Source organism: Spiroplasma ixodetis, assembly GCF_059729505.1.
Genome location: NZ_AP038353.1, coordinates 1,136,694 through 1,155,377, shown reverse-complemented (window position 1 = coordinate 1,155,377; position 18,684 = coordinate 1,136,694). Strand labels below are relative to the sequence as shown.

Sequence of the window (18,684 nt, the reverse complement as noted above, 5' to 3'; positions counted from 1 at the left end):
ACCATTTAAGGTTCTAATTCTTAAATGGTTTTTAGTTAATTAAGCAATTTAATTTTACTAAGTATATTAGTAAAATTTAAACCATTTTTTTATACGAAAAAAATATTTATATTTTTACTATTATTTTGATTGACATTGGGTTTTGTTTTCTGTAAGATACTTATTGTTCCCGAAAATAAATGGCTTACAAACTAGAAAAAACGATCTTTGAAAACTAAATAGAACAAAAATTAATCCGTCAATTTTTTATTAAAAATTAAATAAGTCATACATCATCTTTTTTTAACAAAAACAATTTTATTGAGAGTTTGATCCTGGCTCAGGATTAACGCTGGCGGCATGCCTAATACATGCAAGTCGAACGAAAGTAGCAATACTTTAGTGGCGAACGGGTGAGTAACACGTATCTAACCTACCATTTAGTGGGGAATAACTGTTGGAAACGACAGTTAATACCGCATATGTTATTTATTTGCAATGATAAATAATGAAAGGAGCAATTGCTTCACTAATTAATGGGGATGCGGCGCATTAACTAGTTGGTAAGGTAATGGCTTACCAAGGTAACGATGCGTAGCCGATCTGAGAGGATGAACGGCCACATTGGGACTGAGACAAGGCCCAAACTTCTACGGAAGGCAGCAGTAGGGAATTTTTCACAATGGGCGAAAGCCTGATGGAGCAATGCCGCGTGACTGATGAAGGTCTTCGGATTGTAAAATTCTGTTGTAAGGGAAGAAGTGCTAGAATAGGAAATGATTTTAGTATCGACCATACCTTACCAGAAAGCCACGGCTAACTATGTGCCAGCAGCCGCGGTAATACATAGGTGGCAAGCGTTATCCGGATTTATTGGGCGTAAAGCGTGCGTAGACGGTTTTGTAAGTCTGAGGTTAAATTTAGGGGCTCAACCCCTAACCGCCTTGGAAACTACATTACTAGAGTATAGGAGAGGTTAGTGGAATTTCATGTGTAGCGGTGGAATGCGTAGATATATGAAGGAACACCAGTGGCGAAGGCGGCTAACTGGCCTATTACTGACGTTGTGGCACGAAAGCGTGGGGAGCAAATAGGATTAGATACCCTAGTAGTCCACGCCGTAAACGATGAGTACTAAGTGTTGCCATTAGGCAGTGCTGTAGCTAACGCATTAAGTACTCCGCCTGAGTAGTATGCTCGCAAGAGTGAAACTCAAAGGAATTGACGGGGACCCGCACAAGCGGTGGAGCATGTGGTTTAATTCGAAGCAACGCGAAGAACCTTACCAGGTCTTGACATACCTTGCGAAGCTATAGAGATATAGTAGAGGTTAATAAGGATACAGGTGGTGCATGGTTGTCGTCAGTTCGTGTCGTGAGATGTTTGGTTAAGTTCAGCAACGAACGCAACCCTTGTCCTTAGTTGCCAGCATTAAGTTGGGGACTCTAAGGAGACTGCTAGTGTAAGTTAGAGGAAGGTGGGGACAACGTCAAATCATCATGCCCCTTATGACCTGGGCTACACACGTGCTACAATGAATGATACAAAGAGTCGCTAAACCGCGAGGTCAAGCAAATCTCAAAAAGTCAGTCTCAGTCCGGATTGAAGTCTGCAACTCGACTTCATGAAGTCGGAATCGCTAGTAATCGCGAATAAGCAATGTCGCGGTGAATACGTTCTCGGGTCTTGTACACACCGCCCGTCAAACCACGAGAGTTGGCAATGCCAGAAGTCGGTGTCCTAACCGCAAGGAGGGAGCTGCCAAAGGCAGGGTTGATGATTGGGGTTAAGTCGTAACAAGGTATCCCTACCGGAAGGTGGGGATGGATCACCTCCTTTCTATGGAGTTTAGTTTCTAATAAGAAACCAAGAAAACAAGAAAAATTAGATGGATGATTTATTGGATTACTTCTTTTGTTTTGTTTAGTTTTCAGGGATTGTTTTCTCTGAGCAATTGTTCTTTAAAAACCGGATAATAGACATCTTTTAAAAAAATAAGATAATTTTTATCTTGTAATAGGATATTCTAAAAATAAATTATTAAGAGCGTATGGTGGATGCATTGGAATTGGAAGACGATGAAGGACGCGATTACCTGCGATAACCTTCGGGGAGTTGGAAATAAGCTTTGATCCGGAGATTTCCGAATGGGGAAACCCACTATCTTTAATCAGATAGTATTGTACAATGAATTCATAGTTGTGCAGAGTGATACCTAGAGAATTGAAACATCTTAGTACCTAGAGGAAAAGAAAGCGAATGCGATTCCCTTAGTAGCGGCGAGCAAAAAGGGAGCAGCCTAAACCAGTCGTCAGACTGGGTGGGGTTATAGGACTGTCTATTAGGTTCGACCTATGAAGAGTTACAAAATTTATATATAGCAGAAGTTGTTGGGAAGCAACGCCATAGATGGTGAAAGCCCAGTATGCGAAATGTATAAATCTCTTGACAGTATCCTGAGTACGGCGAGGCACGTGGAACCTTGTCGGAATTTGCGCAGACCACTGCGTAAGGCTAAATACTAACCAATTACCGATAGTGAACCAGTACCGTGAGGGAAAGGTGAAAAGTACCCCGAGAGGGGAGTGAAATAGTTTCTGAAACCATATGCTTACAACAAGTCGGAGCCCGTTAATGGGTGACGGCGTGCCTTTTGTAGAATGAGCCGGCGAGTTACGATTACATGCAAGGTTAAGTTGAAAAGACGGAGCCGAAGTGAAAGCGAGCCTGAATAGGGCGTTTAGTATGTGGTCGTAGACCCGAAACCAGGTGATCTAGCCATTAGCAGGTTGAAGTTAATGTAACAGTTAATGGAGGACCGAACCAACGTTCGTTGAAAAGACCGTGGATGACTTGTGGCTAGCGGTGAAATTCCAATCGAACCTGTAGATAGCTGGTTCTCCCCGATATAGTTTTAGGACTAGCGTCAGAATTAGTGCAATGGAGGTAAAGCTCTGAATGTATGATGGCCCCACCTCGGGGTACTTAATGCAATTAAACTGCGAATGCCATTGTTACATATCTGGCAGTCAGTCTATGGGTGATAAGGTCCATGGACGTGAGGGAAATAGCCCAGATCATCAGCTAAGGTCCCCAAATCAATGCTAAGTGGAAAACGATGTGGAATTGTTCAGACAGCTAGGAGGTTGGCTTAGAAGCAGCCATCCTTTAAAGAGTGCGTAACAGCTCACTAGTCGAATGATTCTGCGCGGAAAATGTACCGGGGCTAAGCATTGTACCGAAGTTATGGGTCTATATATATGTTTACATATATTGTGGGCGGTAGGGGAGCGTTCTAATCTGCGACGAAGTTAGACCGGAAGGACTAGTGGAGCGTTTAGAAGTGATAATGCCGGCGTGAGTAACGAAGCATTTGATGCCATACTTCCAAGAAAAGTTTCTAAAGACATCACCATGGTGCCTGTACCGAGAACGGACACACGTGGTCAAGAAGAATATCCTAAGGCAAGCGAGATAACTATAGCTAAGGAACTCTGCAAAATAACCCCGTAAGTTAGCGAGAAGGGGAACTCATAGCAATATAAGTCGCAGTGAAGAGGTCCGGGCGACTGTTTAGCAAAAACACAGCTCTCTGCTAAGTCGTAAGACGATGTATAGGGGGTGACGCCTGCCCAGTGCTGGAAGGTTAAAGAGATTTGTTAGCGGAAGCGAAGCTTTGAACTAAAGCCCCAGTGAACGGCGGCCGTAACTATAACGGTCCTAAGGTAGCGAAATTCCTTGTCAGGTAAGTTCTGACCCGCACGAAAGGCGTAACGATCCGGACGCTGTCTCGGCTATAGACTCGGTGAAATATTAGTACCTGTGAAGATGCAGGTTACCCGCGATTAGACGGAAAGACCCCGTGGAGCTTTACTACAACTTGATATTGAATTTTGGTGTAGTTTGTACAGCATAGGTGGGAGACGTTGATATGCAGACGCTAGTAGGCATGGAGTCACCATTGGGATACCACCCTTGCTATATTGAAATTCTAACTTGAGACCATAATCTGGTCTAAGGACAGTGTCTGGTAGATAGTTTGACTGGGGCGGTAGCCTCCTAAAAAGTAACGGAGGCGCCCAAAGGTACCCTCAATATGAATGGAAATCATATGTAGAGCGCAAAGGTAAAAGGGTGCTTGACTGCGAGACATACAAGTCGAGCAGAAACGAAAGTTGGGCTTAGTGATCCGGCGGTGCTGTGTGGAAAGGCCGTCGCTCAACAGATAAAAGTTACCCCGGGGATAACAGGCTAATCTCTCCCAATAGTTCATATAGACGGGGAGGTTTGGCACCTCGATGTCGGCTCATCGCATCCTGGAGGTGTAGTTGCTTCCAAGGGTTGGGCTGTTCGCCCATTAAAGCGGTACGCGAGCTGGGTTCAGAACGTCGTGAGACAGTTTGGTCCCTATCTGTCGTGGGCGCAAGAAATTTGAGGAAAGTTGTTCCTAGTACGAGAGGACCGGAATGGACCTACCTCTGGTGCACCAGTTGTCACGCCAGTGGCACAGCTGGGTAGCTATGTAGGTCATGAATAAGCGCTGAAAGCATCTAAGCGCGAAGTCAGTTCCAAGATGAGATTTCTCATTCGAAAGAAGTAAGATCCCTTGAATACTACAAGGTTGATAGATCAGGTGTGTAAGCATAGTGATATGTTCAGCTTACTGATACTAATAGATCGAGGATTTATTGAAGAATATATTCTCTATTGCAAATCAAAAGTAATCAAATTTAAAGATGTCTGTTTCTAGTTTTTAGGGAGCAATTGCTAAACTATTTGGTGTCCATGGCGGAGTAGTCACACCTGTTCCCATCTCGAACACAGCAGTTAAGCACTCCAGCGGCGAAAATACCAGCAATGGGAAAATAGCACGATGCCAAATTTTTTTAATTTTTACATTAAAATAAGTAAATAATTTTATGGAAATTATCCCCACATGTACTAGTGTGGAGGAAAAAATGAATTGAAATGAATTCAATAGCATATTTCAAAATGAAAATGATTGTTTGAAATATATAGCGAAGTTTAAAGTAATGAAATGTATCAGGTGTGCTTCTTCTAGTTTGAATACTTCTGATTTAAAAAGAATAAGATGTTTGAAATGTCATCAAACATTTATTATTCTTCATGACACCATTTTTCACAAGTCACAAACACCTTTGACATCTTGGTTTTATCTCATCTTTAGATGAATAAACACAAAGCATGGTATACCATCAACAGATGTTGCAAGGGAATTGGGTGTGACATATAAAACAGCTTGAATAATGGTTCATGAAATCAGAACTAGAATTTGGAATCAAGATGCAGGGTTCATTGATGATGGCACAGCACAGATGGATGAAATGTATCTTTCACATGTAGGTTTTAAAAAACAAGGATCTTCCTTGTTTTTTAAAACCTTGATTGTTGGAGTTTATGAGAAAACCAGCAACAAACTAATTGTGAAAGTATTGAAAAAAGCAGATGAGAAAAACCTTTTATGATTTGCATTGAAACACATTTCTACTGGGTGTTGTCTATTTACGGATTATTGGAAGGGATATGGAAGTTTCAAAAACTTCTATCACAAACATGAAATCGTAAATCATGAAGTTGGGTATGTGTCATCAACAGGTGTAAACACAAACCAGATTGAATCTGCATGAAAACACATCCGACGAACTTTCCGAACACACATAAAAATTTCGAAACACAATATTCATTTATATGCAAATGAAGCTGCATATAAATTCAATAAGATACCTAGTTTTGAAACTATAATTTTGTGTTTGATTTAGATACATGTGGGGATAATTTCCTAAATAGGCTTTTATCTCCATTTATGTACTATTTTTAATTTATGATTGTTTTAAACTACTTATACGCTCTGCTATTGATAAATCATTTTTTATTCATCAATAAATAGTAATGATAAATCCAATTAATGATATATAAGTTATATATTGTAGTAAACTACAAAGTCCATAGATTAGTTTTTCTTTACGATTTGATCCAACATTAATTCCGGTGACGATTTCACCAACGGATCTAATATTAAAAATTCATAAAATAGCATTAATAATAAATAAAAAATTATTAATTAAACGTTTTGTTTGCATATTACTCTCCTTTAAACTAAAAATATTAATAATAATAATTTTAACATTTTAGCTATAAAATATATTATTTTAAACATTACCTTTATTATTAATAATAAAATAATATTAAATTAGAAATAATCTTGATGCTTTATCATAAGAAGTGTAACAAATATTAATGTAAAAGAAATTGATATTAATTATTTTCCTTCTTTTTTATATATAAAAAAGAAGGAAAAACAATGATAAAATATTATTAATAAAAATTATTAATAAAAATTAAAAGGAAAATAGTATGCCAAAATTATTAAAAAACAGGTATAATTACCAGTCACTCCAATATCTGGCTGTAACTATTAGAACCATATACCCTCTATTTAAATGGTTTTTCACTAATGTATTTTCCAGATTTTGTTGAAATCTATTGACAAAATAAACATCATCGGGATTTGTCAATAACTGCATTAGAAAGGTATACTCAATTTTCATCTTCTGAATTTGCAGTGAGACAATTTATTATAAAACATGAAAAGCGTATGATGCAACAAATGCTTGCTTGATCTAAGTATGATAATGACCATGTGCGACGACTTGCTAGTGAAGGCTGTCGTCCTCAATTACCATGATGACAGGCATTAACAAATTTTAAAAAAATCCATATCCAATCCTTAAAATTTTAGAACAATTAAAAGCCGATCCCTCTTTTTATGTTCGTAAAAGTGTATCAAATAATTTAAATGATATTTCTAAAACACATCCTGACTTGGTTACAAAAATTGCAAAGGAATGATATGGTAAAAATAATCAGACTGATTGGATTGTAAAGCACGGTTGTAGGACCCTTTTGAAAAAAGGCAATATGGAGGTAATGAAAATCTTTGGTTTTACCAATATTGATTGTGTAAATGTGATTGATTTTGCTTTAGATGCCGAATTTGTTTCTATTCGAGAAAATATGACTTTTTCTTTTAAGATTGAGACAAAAAAAATAATCAAGGTACGATTAGAATATGGTATTGATTATGTGAAAGCAAGTGGTAAACGGAATCGTAAAATATTCCAAATATCAGAGATATATTTAAAGGAAAATATGAAGAAATTTTACGCAAAAAGACATTGCTTTGCAGATATAAGTACAAGGAAACATTACCCAGGAATTCATTCAATTACACTTATTGTGAATGGTACTGATTGAGATACATTAGATTTTAAGATATTGTCTATTAAATAGTGTAACTAATTATTTGATTAACCTAAATATCGATTTTATTACGATTACAAAATTAGAAAATTAAAAGATTTGTTTTTTTATTTTAAAAGATTTAATATATATTGTATACTATAAAAAACTATTATTAGTATAGAAAAAAGGGTCTTTATGAAAAAAATAATAAAAACATTAAGTGTTTTAACACTTGCAACAACGACAGGAAATTTAACTAATTTATTAAACAGAATTGAAGAAAAAACTAATATTGCAACTAATTATATGCAAAATAAAAAAGGTTTAGAAAATAAACATAGTGCAATTAACTCAGATATAATAGTAAATAATAATTTAGGACTTATTAATAGCGGTAAGGATTTAGCACCATCTAAAATGAGTTTACTAATATGTATTATTGAAGCAAATCATGCAATTAAATCATTAATAGTTAATGATTTTGATATTAAAAGACAAGATACTAGTATTGCTACAATTATTGGTAAAGGTGATTATATAGGAACAGTTAATTTGTATTATAGTATTACTAATTTTGTTTCTCAAAAATTAACAAATGGAAACATTTATGCTTTAGGTGTTGATTCACAAGGTAATATTTTTAGAGCGCAAGAAGATAAGGTTTATAAGATTACTCCAACAGGATTACTAATTTTGATGGCAGGATTAGAAGGTTATTGGGCAGTTAGAGCTTTAGTAATTGATAATGAAGATAATTTTTATGTTGGTAGTGATAGTGGTGTATGCAAAATGAGTAAAAATAGAAGCACTAGTTTAATGCAAGAAACAAATGGTGATCATATTAGAAGTTTAGCGGTTGGTCCAGATGGTTCAATTTATGCTGGTGATGATAATCGTGGAATAATTTATAAAACTGATAAAATAAGTCAAACTTTTTGGAATATTTCAACAAATAAACGATGGACATCAAATTGATAGTTTAGTAGTTGACAAGGATAATACTGTTTTTGCTGGTTCTTGAAATGGTCGTCTTTATAAGATAAAGAAGGTAATATATGAGGTAATCTTAGAAACAAATCCAAACCACGAGGTTAAACGTTTAGTCATTGATAGAGATAATAATTTATTTGTTGGTATTTACTCCAATAAAGTATATAAAAAAATAGAAGGTACAGATTTATGTTCTGAATTATCTGGAATAAAAAATACTGATGATCATATTTTTGCTTTAGCAGTTGGTCCAGATGATTCAATTTATGCTGCTGGATCGCAAGGAATCTTATATACAACTAAAAATTTTAATAAAATATAGGTTATATATAAGTAATTAGTATTAAAATTAAATAAAAATAAAAGACTTGCTTGCTAATTATATAGTAAGTTTTTTTATTTTTATTTAATTTTATGTACTAACATATTAAAAAAAATCTTGTAATTTATTAAAAATCTAATATAATAATACTTGACATAAAGAAAGTAGTTTTTACTCTCACCTGATAACTAAGTTGTTATAGGTTCAATGCTTTAAATTTTTATTTTTAAAATAAAGTTTTGTAGTGGTGAGTGTGCTTTTTAGCACACTTTTATTTATGCAAATTAAAGGAGGTATGTATGGCTTTTAAAAATAATGATAATTTATGAAATAGTAATATTCCCTTTTATGAATTTTTATTAATTGGTAATGATGGTACTAATTATGGTTTAATGAAAAAAAATGATGCTTTAAAAAAAGCAGAAGATTTAGGATATGACCTATTATGTATATCACCAAATGCTAAACCACCTGTTTGTAAAATGTTTAAATTTGATACATATCGTTTTGAACAACAAAAAAAGGAAAAAGAAGTTAAAAAAGCACAAAAATTAACAATTGTTGAAGAAAAAGAAATTCGACTAAGTGTTGTTATTGATAACAATGATATTAAAACAAAGGCAAATAAGGCTCGTAAATTTCTAAGTAATGGTAACAAATTAAAAGTTACATTAAAATATCGTGGTCGTCAATTACATAATCCTGAAGCAGGATTTGAAGTAATTACAAAATTTTATAAAGAATTAGAAGATATTTGTATTTATGATAAAAACTTTGATAAAAAACAAAAAAATATACAAACTATTTATCTTTTTCCAAAAAATAAAAATCAAGAAAATTAATAATAGGAGGTAAAATATGCCAAAAATGAAAACAAAAAAAGCTTTAAAAAAAAGAATTAAAGTAACAGGAAGTGGTAAATGAATTCGTAGTGGTGCTTTTGTTTCTCACTTAGCTCAAAATAAAACAACAAAACAAAAACGTCAATTACGTGGGTGAAGTGAAGTATCTGCTTCTGACTATAAGCGTTTAAAAGATTTAATTTAGGAAGGTGACAAAATAAATGGCTAGAGTTAAAGGCGGTTATACAACTAATCATCGTCGTAAAAAAATACTAAAAGCAGCAAAAGGATATTATGGAGCAAAACATAGTTTATATCGTACAGCAAATGAACAAGTAATGAACTCATTAGCATATGCTTATCGTGATCGTAAAAATTGTAAACGTGAGTTTCGCAAGTTATGAATTCAAAGAATTAATGCAGCTGTTCGTAATTATGATTTATCATATTCACGTTTTATTGATGGCTTAAATAAAGCTAATATTAATCTTAATCGTAAAATATTGTCTGAGTTATCAATTAATCAACCAGAAGAATTTGAGAAATTAGTTTTGGCATCAAAATCTGCTTTAGCAAAATAATTAATTTCAAATTTTATATAAATTAAAAACACTTGAAATAAATTAAATTTATTATAAGTGTTTTTAATTTATAAAATTATGATAAGTTTTGGAAATGTATTTAATATAAATTTCAAAGAATATTTTTTTATTACAAACTTTGTTTTATAATATATTTAATGGTAAAATTTAAAAATAAATTCGCTTCTTAGTATAAAAATAAGAAAGAAATTTAAAAAAGAGGGAGCCATTATGCAATTTGTTTTTCTTGGATTTTTTGATGGTAATCCACAAGCAGTTATTAATCCTTTATTTGGTATGTATTATTGAATTGGCTTATCTATATCATTATTCTTGATAATTAGTTTATTTATTTTTAAAAGGTTTTATGCTAATTTAAGTAAGTGCTATAGTTTTAAATGTAGTTTAGGTATTTTTCAAATACTTTTATATATTAGTTTTTATATTGTTCATGGATTGAATGGTGATAATTATCAATGGTATGATTATTTTCCTTTTCAATTATGTTCGGTATTTAATATTACTAGTGGTATATTATTAATTATTCCTAATAAAAGTTTATTTAATATTACTTTTCCTTTAATTGGTCCTGTTATTTTGGCATTTTTATTACCAGATAAAACAAAATGAGTTTTTGGTCCACAGCATTTTCTTTATTGAAATTATTATTTTATTCATATTATTATTCTTTTTTCTTATTTACTTTTATATTTATATGGTCATATTGAATATGACAAAATATATATCAAAAAAAGTATATTATATTTAACTTTATTTGGTGGTGGTGTTTTAATTTTTAATACTTCTTTTGGTACTAATTACTTATTTATTGGAAATGCCGGTTATACAGCAAGTTTTGGTAAAAAAGTATTAGACACTTCAGTGTGGTTACCAATTTTACGTTTTACATTTATGTCTGTTGTTGGTATTTCATTACTAGTTTTAACATATATTTTTATTATAAAAACTTTATCTCCTTTTTATTTAGAAAAAGGAACAAAAATTAATCCTATTTACAAAGATAAAAAATCATTAATTACAAAATTTTATAAAAAATTAAATTTAAAAGATAAAAAAATAATGAAATCTTAATTAATAATTAAAAAAAGAAAGTGAGTTAATTATGTTAAATTCAAAACAATTTTCAACAATTATCCAACTTCAAAATGAGTTAGATAAAAAAATAATTATTAATCGCGGTGTTAGCGATATTAAAACATTAAATTCTAGATTTTTAGCACTTTTAGTTGAATTAGGTGAATTTGCAAATGAACAAAGATGTTTTAAATATTGAAGTTCAAAACCAAGTAGTGAAAAATCAGTAATGCTTGAAGAATATATTGATAGTCTTCATTTTATTCTTAGTATCGGTAATAGCATTAATATTGATTTTAAAAATTTTAGTTTTTCAGAAAAAACAAATTATCAAGATCTTAATCTTGCATTCATTGATTTATTTGCTTTTGTTACAACTTTTTTTAAATCAAAATCAAGTAATGATTTTTTTGAATTATTAAATATTTATTTTACAATTGGTAAAAAATGTAACTTTAATAGTGAAGACATTATTTCTTGTTATATTTATAAAAATGAAATAAATCATTTACGACAATCACAAAATTATTAATGGAAATAAGTGATAGTTTTATTTAGGAGATTAAAATGACTAATGTTAAAATTTTCAATTATAATAATACAAAATGAGAGTACATTATTACATATAAACAACAAAAACATATGTATTTAAAAGTGCGCAACGATCAAATTATTATTAGTGCTCCATTTTTTATGCAAGAAAAATTAATTGAAGATTTCATTTTAAAAAGTTTACCTAAAATTTTAAAAAAGAAAACTATATTAAAACCTAATATTGTTATTAATAATAATGACAGTTATCTTTATTTTTTAAGTAAAAAATATAAATTAATTACTAAGTATAATTCAAAAAAAACCATTATTTATTTTGAATTTAATAATTTTGTAGTATGCACAAATATTCAAGATGATAAGCAAATATTAATTAAAATTCAAAAATTTTTAAAAGAAGAGTCAAAAAATATTTTTATGATTCGTTTACAATATTGATCAGAAATTATGAATATTGAGTTTTCAGTACTAAAAATTCGTTCGATGTTAAATAAATGAGGTGTTTGTCAACCAAATACTAAAATCATTACACTTAATTATAAATTAATTCATTTTGATTATGCTGTAATTGATTATGTTATAATTCATGAGTTAACGCATATAATTCATGATCATCATAAAAAACCATTTTGAAATTTTGTTGCTCAATATTGTCCAGATTTTCAAGATTGTCAAAAAATATTAAAACAAGGAGTTATGGATGAAACAAATAACCTCACTTAAAAATCCAATAATTAAAAAATTAGTTTTATTACATGAAAGAAAACATCGCAATGTTAAAAAAATGTTTTTAATTGAAGGAGAACATTTAATTAGTATTGCATTATTAAAAAAAAGATTACTTGCAGTATATGTTGATGAGAAGTATTTAGAAAAATATGCAAATTTATTAAAAGATTGTAATAATATTGAAGTTATTGTTGTAAATAGTATGATTATTAAAAAAATTTCACAACAAAAAACACCACAACCAATAATTGGCGTTTGTAATATTGTTAAACCTTTAAATTATTTTTATTCTTTTCATATTCTTCTAATTGATACAATTCAAGATCCAGGTAATTTAGGAAATATTTTACGCAGTGTTGCTGCTTTTAATATCTCTGAAGTATATTTATCGAATGAAAGTGTTGATTTATATAATCACAAAGTAATTAGTGCAAGTCAAGGAGCTATTTTTTATACTAATGTGTATTATGAAAATTTTGATCAATTTTTATTAAAAGTAAAAAATGCAAATTATATTATTTATGGTACATTTCTACATGAAGATAATAGTACTAATTTATCTGAAATTACCTTTAAGCAAAAGAATGCTTTTTTATTTGGCAATGAAGGACAAGGCATTAATAAAAAGTATAAAGATAAAATTAATAGTAATGTTTTTATTCCAACTTCTTTTAATGTTGAATCATTAAATTTAGCAACAAGTGTAGCAATAGTAACGTATTGCTTATTTACTAGTAATATATCTAGTAATATATTAAAATAAATTATACTTATTTTGAATTATAAAAATTTAATTATACATATTAACAAATTAATGGAGGAATAGAATGTTAGCGGTTAACGATTTAAAAAAAAGATTAGAAATGATTAGACAGCAAGCATTTAATAATATTGATGAAGTTGCTGATTTACATAAATTGCAAGTTTTAAAATCACAATATTTAGGTAAAAATTCGGATATTAATAATATATTAAAATCTTTAGAAAAGTTTCCTCATAATTTTAGAATTGAAATCGGTAAAGCAGCTAATAAATTAAAAAAAGAAATTAATGAATATATAATAAAAAAATTTAATGAAATTGAGAAAGATAACATTAATGATCGTCTTAAATCTTCAGAAATTGATTTAACACTACCGGGTATTGATTTTAATATTGGTCACATCAATCCTCTATTAAAAACTGTTACCGAAATATCTGAAATTTTTAAAAATTTGGGTTATCAAATCATTAGTGGTAATGAAGTAGAAAATGAAGAATATAATTTTAATCGCTTAAATTTACCATTTGATCATCCAGCAAGAGATATGCAAGATACTTTTTATCTTGAAAATAATAATGACAAACTTAATCGTTGATTATTAAGAACACATGCTACAAATATGACTGCACGCATTCTTAGCGAGCAAGATAAAAATTCAAAAGAAACCACGGCTATTATTAGTTTAGGAAATGTTTATCGAAAAGATGATGATGATGTTACTCATTCTCATCAATTTATGCAAGTTGATGGGTTTTTAGTTGGTTCTAACATTACTTTTGCAAATTTAAAATGAACATTAAATTATTTTTGTCAGCAATTTTTTGGTATGGAAACTAAAACAAGATTACGTCCTAGTTATTTCCCATTTACGGAGCCTTCAGTTGAAGTAGATGTAAGTTGCCCAAAATGTAATACAGAAGGTTGTTCATTATGTAAGTATACTGGTTGAATTGAAGTTTTAGGTGCTGGTATGATTCATCCAAATGTTTTTATTGCTGCTGGTTTAGATGAAACAACAGCAGGTTTTGCCTTTGGTGTAGGCATTGAAAGAATTACTATGATTAAATATGGCATTGACGATATCAGATTATTTTATAATAATGATTTTCGATTATTAAAACAATTTTAAAAATTAAAAGGAGTATAAAATAAAATGATAGTTTCACGTAAAATCATTTCGCAGTGATTGAATATTAATAGCATTAAAGATTATGAAATCGTTGATGCTTTAAATAGTTTAGGTTTTGAGGTTGATCAAGTAAAAAATTTAATGTTTAGTAATACAAACTTAGTTGTTGGTCAAATTACTAAAATTACCAAACATCCTAAATCGAATAAATTAAATATTTGTGAAGTAACAGTAGGTACTGAAATGTTAACTATAGTTTGTGGTGCACCAAATGTAGTTATTGGTATTAAAGTTGTTGTAGCAAGGATAGGAAGTGTTTTAGGTAATGGTCTTACTATTTTTGAAAGAACAATTCAAGATGTTGTTTCTTCAGGAATGCTTTGTTCATTAACAGAATTAGGATTAAGGGGTATTGTTCAGAATAAAGAAGAATTAAGTGGTATTATTCATTTACCAGATGATGCAATGATTGGTAATATTAATCCGTTACAATATTTAAATTTAGATGATACAATTTTTTTTGTTGATTTAACAGTAAATCGTAGTGATTGTTTGGGTATTTATAGTATTGCTAGAGAATTAAGCGGTTATTTTAAAATTCCTTTAAAAAACATGGAAGTTAGTAGTATAGGAAAATTTGATAATAAAAGTCAAGTTAGTGTTCTTAATGGTAAAATTCAAGCTTTAGCAACATTAAAGATTGAATTTGATGATAAATCTGTAATAACACCAATTTGAATTAGAAGAACACTACAACTTGCAAATATTGTACCCAAAACTTTATCAGAAGATATTATTCATTTAGTAATGTTAGAATTGGGTCAACCCTTAATTACTTTTAGTGCTGATGTTTTAAAAAAACCATCTTTAAATATTTCACCTAAATCATACCCAGAAGGTAATTTGCAAATTAAAGAGGGCGATATTTTATTACACGATAAATATTTGGCTTTTAGTGTTTTAGGAGTTAGTCATAATATTGAATATGAAGTTAAACCAAGTTCCAAAGAAGTTTTTATATTTTCAATTAATCCTGATGTTACCTTAATGAGTAAACAAACAAAACGACATGGTGCTCTTATTAATACATTATTAGAACGTTTAACAAGACCAGTTGTTCCTGACTATTATTTAATTGCTTTACAACGTTATTTGTTTATTTTAGGACAATTGCAAGTTAAATATGAAATTACCGGTTTTAGTAATGAAGTTCCTTATCAAGTTAAAACAAAAGTGATTAACTTTAATTTTAATTTTATTAATAAAATTTTAGGTACAAAATTTGAGGTTAATGAAATAATTAATTATTTGACTATTATTGGTTGTCAAATTGAAATTGATGCAAAAAATAAAGAAATTTTAAAAGTAACAGTCCCTAATCATCGTAGTGATTTAAATAACGCTAATGATTTTAGTGAAGAAGTTGCCAGAGTATTTGGATATGATAAATTACCAGTTATTAAACCACAATTTAATGTATCATTTAAGTCACCAACAGCATTGGAAAATTTAATGATGAAATGAAGACAACATTTAACAAGTTATGGTTTTAATCAAGTAAAAACATATAGTTTAACAAGTATGCAGAGATTAAATGATTTTAATTTTTTTAAATATAAAATACCTGTAAAATTAGAAGCACCGTTGACATTAACAAGAGAAGTTATGCGTTTTAGTTTGACAGATAGTTTATTAAGAATTTGTCAATATAATTATGCACGTAAAGAAACACAATTAAAAATTTTTACTGATCAAACTATTTATACAGGTGATGAAACTGATGATAATCATCATTTAGCTTTTATGATTATGGATAATTTTTGGTCAAAAATTAATGCTAATAAAATTACTAATAGTACGTATTATTTTATTAAAGGTTTTTTAGATGGTTTTTTAGCAAAAGTTATGCCAAATTTATTTAACTCTATTGTTTATAAAAAAAATAATAATTCTTTAATGCATCCGTATTTAAGCGCAGATATTTTTTATGAGCAAGAACATATTGCTACTATTGGCGCACTGCATCCACAAACTGAAAAAATAATGAATGTTGAAAAAATATTCTTAGCAGAAATTAATTGTAGTAAGTTAGTTAAAATCATAGAAGAACAACAAAAAGTAGTTTCTAAATTTAAGATTTGATCAAAATTTAATGTTTTAAGTCGTGATATATCAATTATTGTTAATAGCGATATTCAATTTTCTGATGTAAAAAATGCTATAATGTTTGCAAATATTGATTTTTTAGAACAAATATCTTTGGTAGATTTTTATAATGATGAAAAATTAAAATCACAACATCAACACTCATTAACTTTTAATTTGAAATTTAATAGTCAAGAAGAACAATTAGATGAAACAAAAGTAAGTGGACAAATAAGTAATATTCAAGAAATATTAAAGAAAAAATTTCAAGCAATTATTCGTTAAAAATATAACAAAATATTAAATAATAACATTAATATATTTTTTATTATATTAAATTTTAAATTGGGTGAGATGATATGAAAATGTTAAACAAAGATAATTTAAGTTTTTATAAAATGGCATTATTATTTATGATTCCAATTTGTGCACAATCTTTAATTGAAACATTAATAAACTTAATGAATAATTTTGTGGTTGGTCAATTTGGAAATGATGATGCTATTGCCGGAGTTGCATTGTCAAGTAATATTTATGATATGGTTTGATATATCTTTTTTTCTATTGTTGCTACCGGTAATATTTTTACTGCTCAATATTTAGGTATTAAAGATAAGAAGAAAATTCAAGAAACTACTAATATAAAATTATTTTATACTTTAATTTTTTCAATATTTTTTGTTGTAATATTAGAATTATTTAGTAAACAAATTATGGGAGTAATTCTTGGTGCTGAAGATAATTCTCAACAAAATGCTATTGGTATTGCTGAAGAATATAGTAAATTAATTCCTTGAAATTACCCATTGTTAGGTTTTGCTTTTATTATGTCAATTACTATTAATACATGTGGTAATGTTAAAACACCATTGATAACTTCTATTTGTTCATTACTCTTAAATACATTTTTAGTTTGTATTTTATCATTACCATATAGTGGGGGACCACAATTAGGTATTGAAGGATTAGCAATAAGTTTAATTATTTCAAGAGCAGTAGAATGTTTTATATTGTTAGGTTATTTAATTTATAAAAAACCAATTTATGCTCATAATTTAAATATTTTTAAATTTACAAAAGATTTACATAAAAAATATATTATTACTTTTATTCCTTTATTTGCTAGTCAAGTATTATTTGGTTTTTCAGTAGTAATGTTAACAGCTTTATATTCTCATTTTGGTGATACTGAAGTTGTTGCCGCTGTGCAAATTGTTGGTAGTGTTGTTGCTATTTTTTATTCTACTTTTAGGGGATATAATGCTTTAGTTGGATATGCTATTGGTAGCAAGTTAGGTTCAGGAGAACTAGTACTGGCTAAAGAAAATGCTAAGAAGATATTAAAATTGAGTTTTGCTATTTCAACTGTTATTGCTTTAATTATGGCTTTTATCCCTTTATGTACTATTTTTAAATGTTATCACATAAATGGAGATAAAATCCTATCTAGGAAATTATCCCCACATGTATCTAAATCAAACACAAAATTATAGTTTCAAAACTAGCTATCTTATTGAATTTATATGCAGCTTCTTTTGCATATAAATGAATATTGTGTTTTAAAACTTTTATGTGTGTTCGGAAAGTTCGTCGGATGTGTTTTCATGCAGATTCAATCTGGTTTGTGTTTACACCTGTTGATGACACATACCCAACTTCATGATTTACGATTTCATGTTTGTGATAGAAGTTTTTGAAACTTCCATATCCCTTCCAAGAATCCGTAAACAGACAACAACCAGTAGAAATGTGTTTCAATGCAAATCATAAAAGGTTTTTCTCATCTGCTTTTTTCAATACTTTCACAATTAGTTTGTTGCTGGTTTTCTCATAAACTCCAACAATCAAGGTTTTATTCAGCAAGGATCTTCCTTGTTTTTTAAAACCTACATGTGAAATATACATTTCATCCATCTGTGCTGTGCCATCATTAATGAACCCTGCATCTTGATTCCAAATTATAGTTCTGATTTCATGACTCATTCTTCAAGTTGTTTTATATGTCACACCCAATTCCCTTGCAACATCTGTTGATGGTATACCATGCTTTGTTTTTATTCATCTAAAGATGAGATAAAACCAAGATGTCAAAGGTGTTTGTGACTTGTGAAAAATGGTGTCATGAAGAATAATAAGATGTTTGATGACATTTCAAACATCTTATTCTTCTCAAATCAGAAACATTCAAACTAGAAGAAGCACACCTGATACATTTCATTACTTTCAACTTCGGTATATATTTCAAACAATCGTTTTCATTTTGAAATATGCTATTGAATTCATTTCAATTCATT

The 18,684-nt window shown here is 29.7% G+C and carries 15 protein-coding genes, 3 rRNA genes and 1 pseudogene; 16 read left to right on the top strand and 3 right to left on the bottom strand.

The window, feature by feature from the left end:
• Positions 1-296: 296 nt before the first annotated feature.
• From AC6I4F_RS07485 to AC6I4F_RS07470, 4 genes are all read left to right on the top strand, one after another.
• A 16S ribosomal RNA gene (locus AC6I4F_RS07485) occupies positions 297-1,818 on the top strand.
• Between the two features lie 191 nt (positions 1,819-2,009).
• A 23S ribosomal RNA gene (locus tag AC6I4F_RS07480) occupies positions 2,010-4,672 on the top strand.
• A gap of 82 nt (positions 4,673-4,754) precedes the next feature.
• Positions 4,755-4,861 (top strand): 5S ribosomal RNA (gene rrf / locus AC6I4F_RS07475).
• The 16S, 23S and 5S rRNA genes sit together here, the layout of an rRNA operon.
• 37 nt (positions 4,862-4,898) lie before the next feature.
• The gene (locus tag AC6I4F_RS07470) at positions 4,899-5,759 is read left to right on the top strand and encodes an IS1595 family transposase (protein ID WP_497873423.1); all 861 of its coding nucleotides are present in this window, start codon (positions 4,899-4,901) and stop codon (positions 5,757-5,759) included.
• A gap of 60 nt (positions 5,760-5,819) precedes the next feature.
• On the opposite strand, the gene AC6I4F_RS07465 is transcribed toward AC6I4F_RS07470, so the two are convergent.
• Positions 5,820-6,080 (bottom strand): hypothetical protein, encoded by a 261-nt coding sequence (locus AC6I4F_RS07465; RefSeq protein ID WP_497873422.1) that lies wholly within the window; start codon positions 6,078-6,080, stop codon positions 5,820-5,822.
• 359 nt (positions 6,081-6,439) lie between these two features.
• On the opposite strand from AC6I4F_RS07465, the pseudogene AC6I4F_RS07460 reads away from it, so the two are divergent.
• From AC6I4F_RS07460 to AC6I4F_RS07405, 12 genes and pseudogenes are all read left to right on the top strand, one after another.
• A pseudogene (locus AC6I4F_RS07460) lies at positions 6,440-7,290 on the top strand (DNA alkylation repair protein); the annotation flags it as partial.
• Between the two features lie 147 nt (positions 7,291-7,437).
• Positions 7,438-8,220, top strand: a complete 783-nt coding sequence (locus tag AC6I4F_RS07455) for a hypothetical protein (RefSeq protein WP_497873421.1) — start codon at positions 7,438-7,440, stop codon at positions 8,218-8,220.
• A gap of 633 nt (positions 8,221-8,853) precedes the next feature.
• Positions 8,854-9,396, top strand: a complete 543-nt coding sequence (infC, locus tag AC6I4F_RS07450; RefSeq protein WP_497873420.1) for a translation initiation factor IF-3 — start codon at positions 8,854-8,856, stop codon at positions 9,394-9,396.
• Positions 9,397-9,412: 16 nt separating this feature from the next.
• Positions 9,413-9,601, top strand: a complete 189-nt coding sequence (gene rpmI, locus AC6I4F_RS07445; RefSeq protein ID WP_342266291.1) for a 50S ribosomal protein L35 — start codon at positions 9,413-9,415, stop codon at positions 9,599-9,601.
• Between the two features lie 16 nt (positions 9,602-9,617).
• Positions 9,618-9,977, top strand: a complete 360-nt coding sequence (rplT, locus tag AC6I4F_RS07440) for a 50S ribosomal protein L20 (protein WP_252320320.1) — start codon at positions 9,618-9,620, stop codon at positions 9,975-9,977.
• 231 nt (positions 9,978-10,208) lie between these two features.
• Positions 10,209-11,069 carry a TMEM164 family acyltransferase gene (locus tag AC6I4F_RS07435; protein WP_497873419.1) on the top strand — a complete coding sequence of 287 codons (861 nt, stop codon included), beginning with the start codon at positions 10,209-10,211 and terminating at the stop codon, positions 11,067-11,069.
• A gap of 31 nt (positions 11,070-11,100) precedes the next feature.
• Complete coding sequence (locus AC6I4F_RS07430) at positions 11,101-11,604, top strand: dUTP diphosphatase (protein WP_497873418.1); 504 nt, start codon at positions 11,101-11,103, stop codon at positions 11,602-11,604.
• 35 nt (positions 11,605-11,639) lie between these two features.
• Positions 11,640-12,347 (top strand): M48 family metallopeptidase, encoded by a 708-nt coding sequence (locus AC6I4F_RS07425; RefSeq protein WP_497873417.1) that lies wholly within the window; start codon positions 11,640-11,642, stop codon positions 12,345-12,347.
• On the top strand, positions 12,325-13,116 hold the full coding sequence (locus AC6I4F_RS07420) for a TrmH family RNA methyltransferase (protein ID WP_497873416.1): 792 nt from the start codon (positions 12,325-12,327) through the stop codon (positions 13,114-13,116). The genes AC6I4F_RS07425 and AC6I4F_RS07420 overlap by 23 nt, the downstream gene beginning before the upstream one ends.
• A gap of 64 nt (positions 13,117-13,180) precedes the next feature.
• Positions 13,181-14,245 (top strand): phenylalanine--tRNA ligase subunit alpha, encoded by a 1,065-nt coding sequence (gene pheS, locus AC6I4F_RS07415; RefSeq protein WP_497873415.1) that lies wholly within the window; start codon positions 13,181-13,183, stop codon positions 14,243-14,245.
• 24 nt (positions 14,246-14,269) lie between these two features.
• Positions 14,270-16,675: a phenylalanine--tRNA ligase subunit beta gene (pheT, locus tag AC6I4F_RS07410; protein WP_497873414.1), complete on the top strand. Its 2,406-nt coding sequence runs from the start codon at positions 14,270-14,272 to the stop codon at positions 16,673-16,675.
• 74 nt (positions 16,676-16,749) lie between these two features.
• The gene (locus AC6I4F_RS07405) at positions 16,750-17,883 is read left to right on the top strand and encodes an MATE family efflux transporter (RefSeq protein WP_497873413.1); all 1,134 of its coding nucleotides are present in this window, start codon (positions 16,750-16,752) and stop codon (positions 17,881-17,883) included.
• On the opposite strand, the gene AC6I4F_RS07400 is transcribed toward AC6I4F_RS07405, so the two are convergent.
• On the bottom strand, positions 17,861-18,481 hold the full coding sequence (locus tag AC6I4F_RS07400; RefSeq protein ID WP_497873412.1) for an IS1595 family transposase: 621 nt from the start codon (positions 18,479-18,481) through the stop codon (positions 17,861-17,863). The genes AC6I4F_RS07405 and AC6I4F_RS07400 overlap by 23 nt on opposite strands.
• Positions 18,453-18,683: a hypothetical protein gene (locus tag AC6I4F_RS07395; protein ID WP_497873411.1), complete on the bottom strand. Its 231-nt coding sequence runs from the start codon at positions 18,681-18,683 to the stop codon at positions 18,453-18,455. Before AC6I4F_RS07395 ends, AC6I4F_RS07400 begins: the two co-directional genes overlap by 29 nt.
• Position 18,684 lies beyond the last annotated feature (1 nt).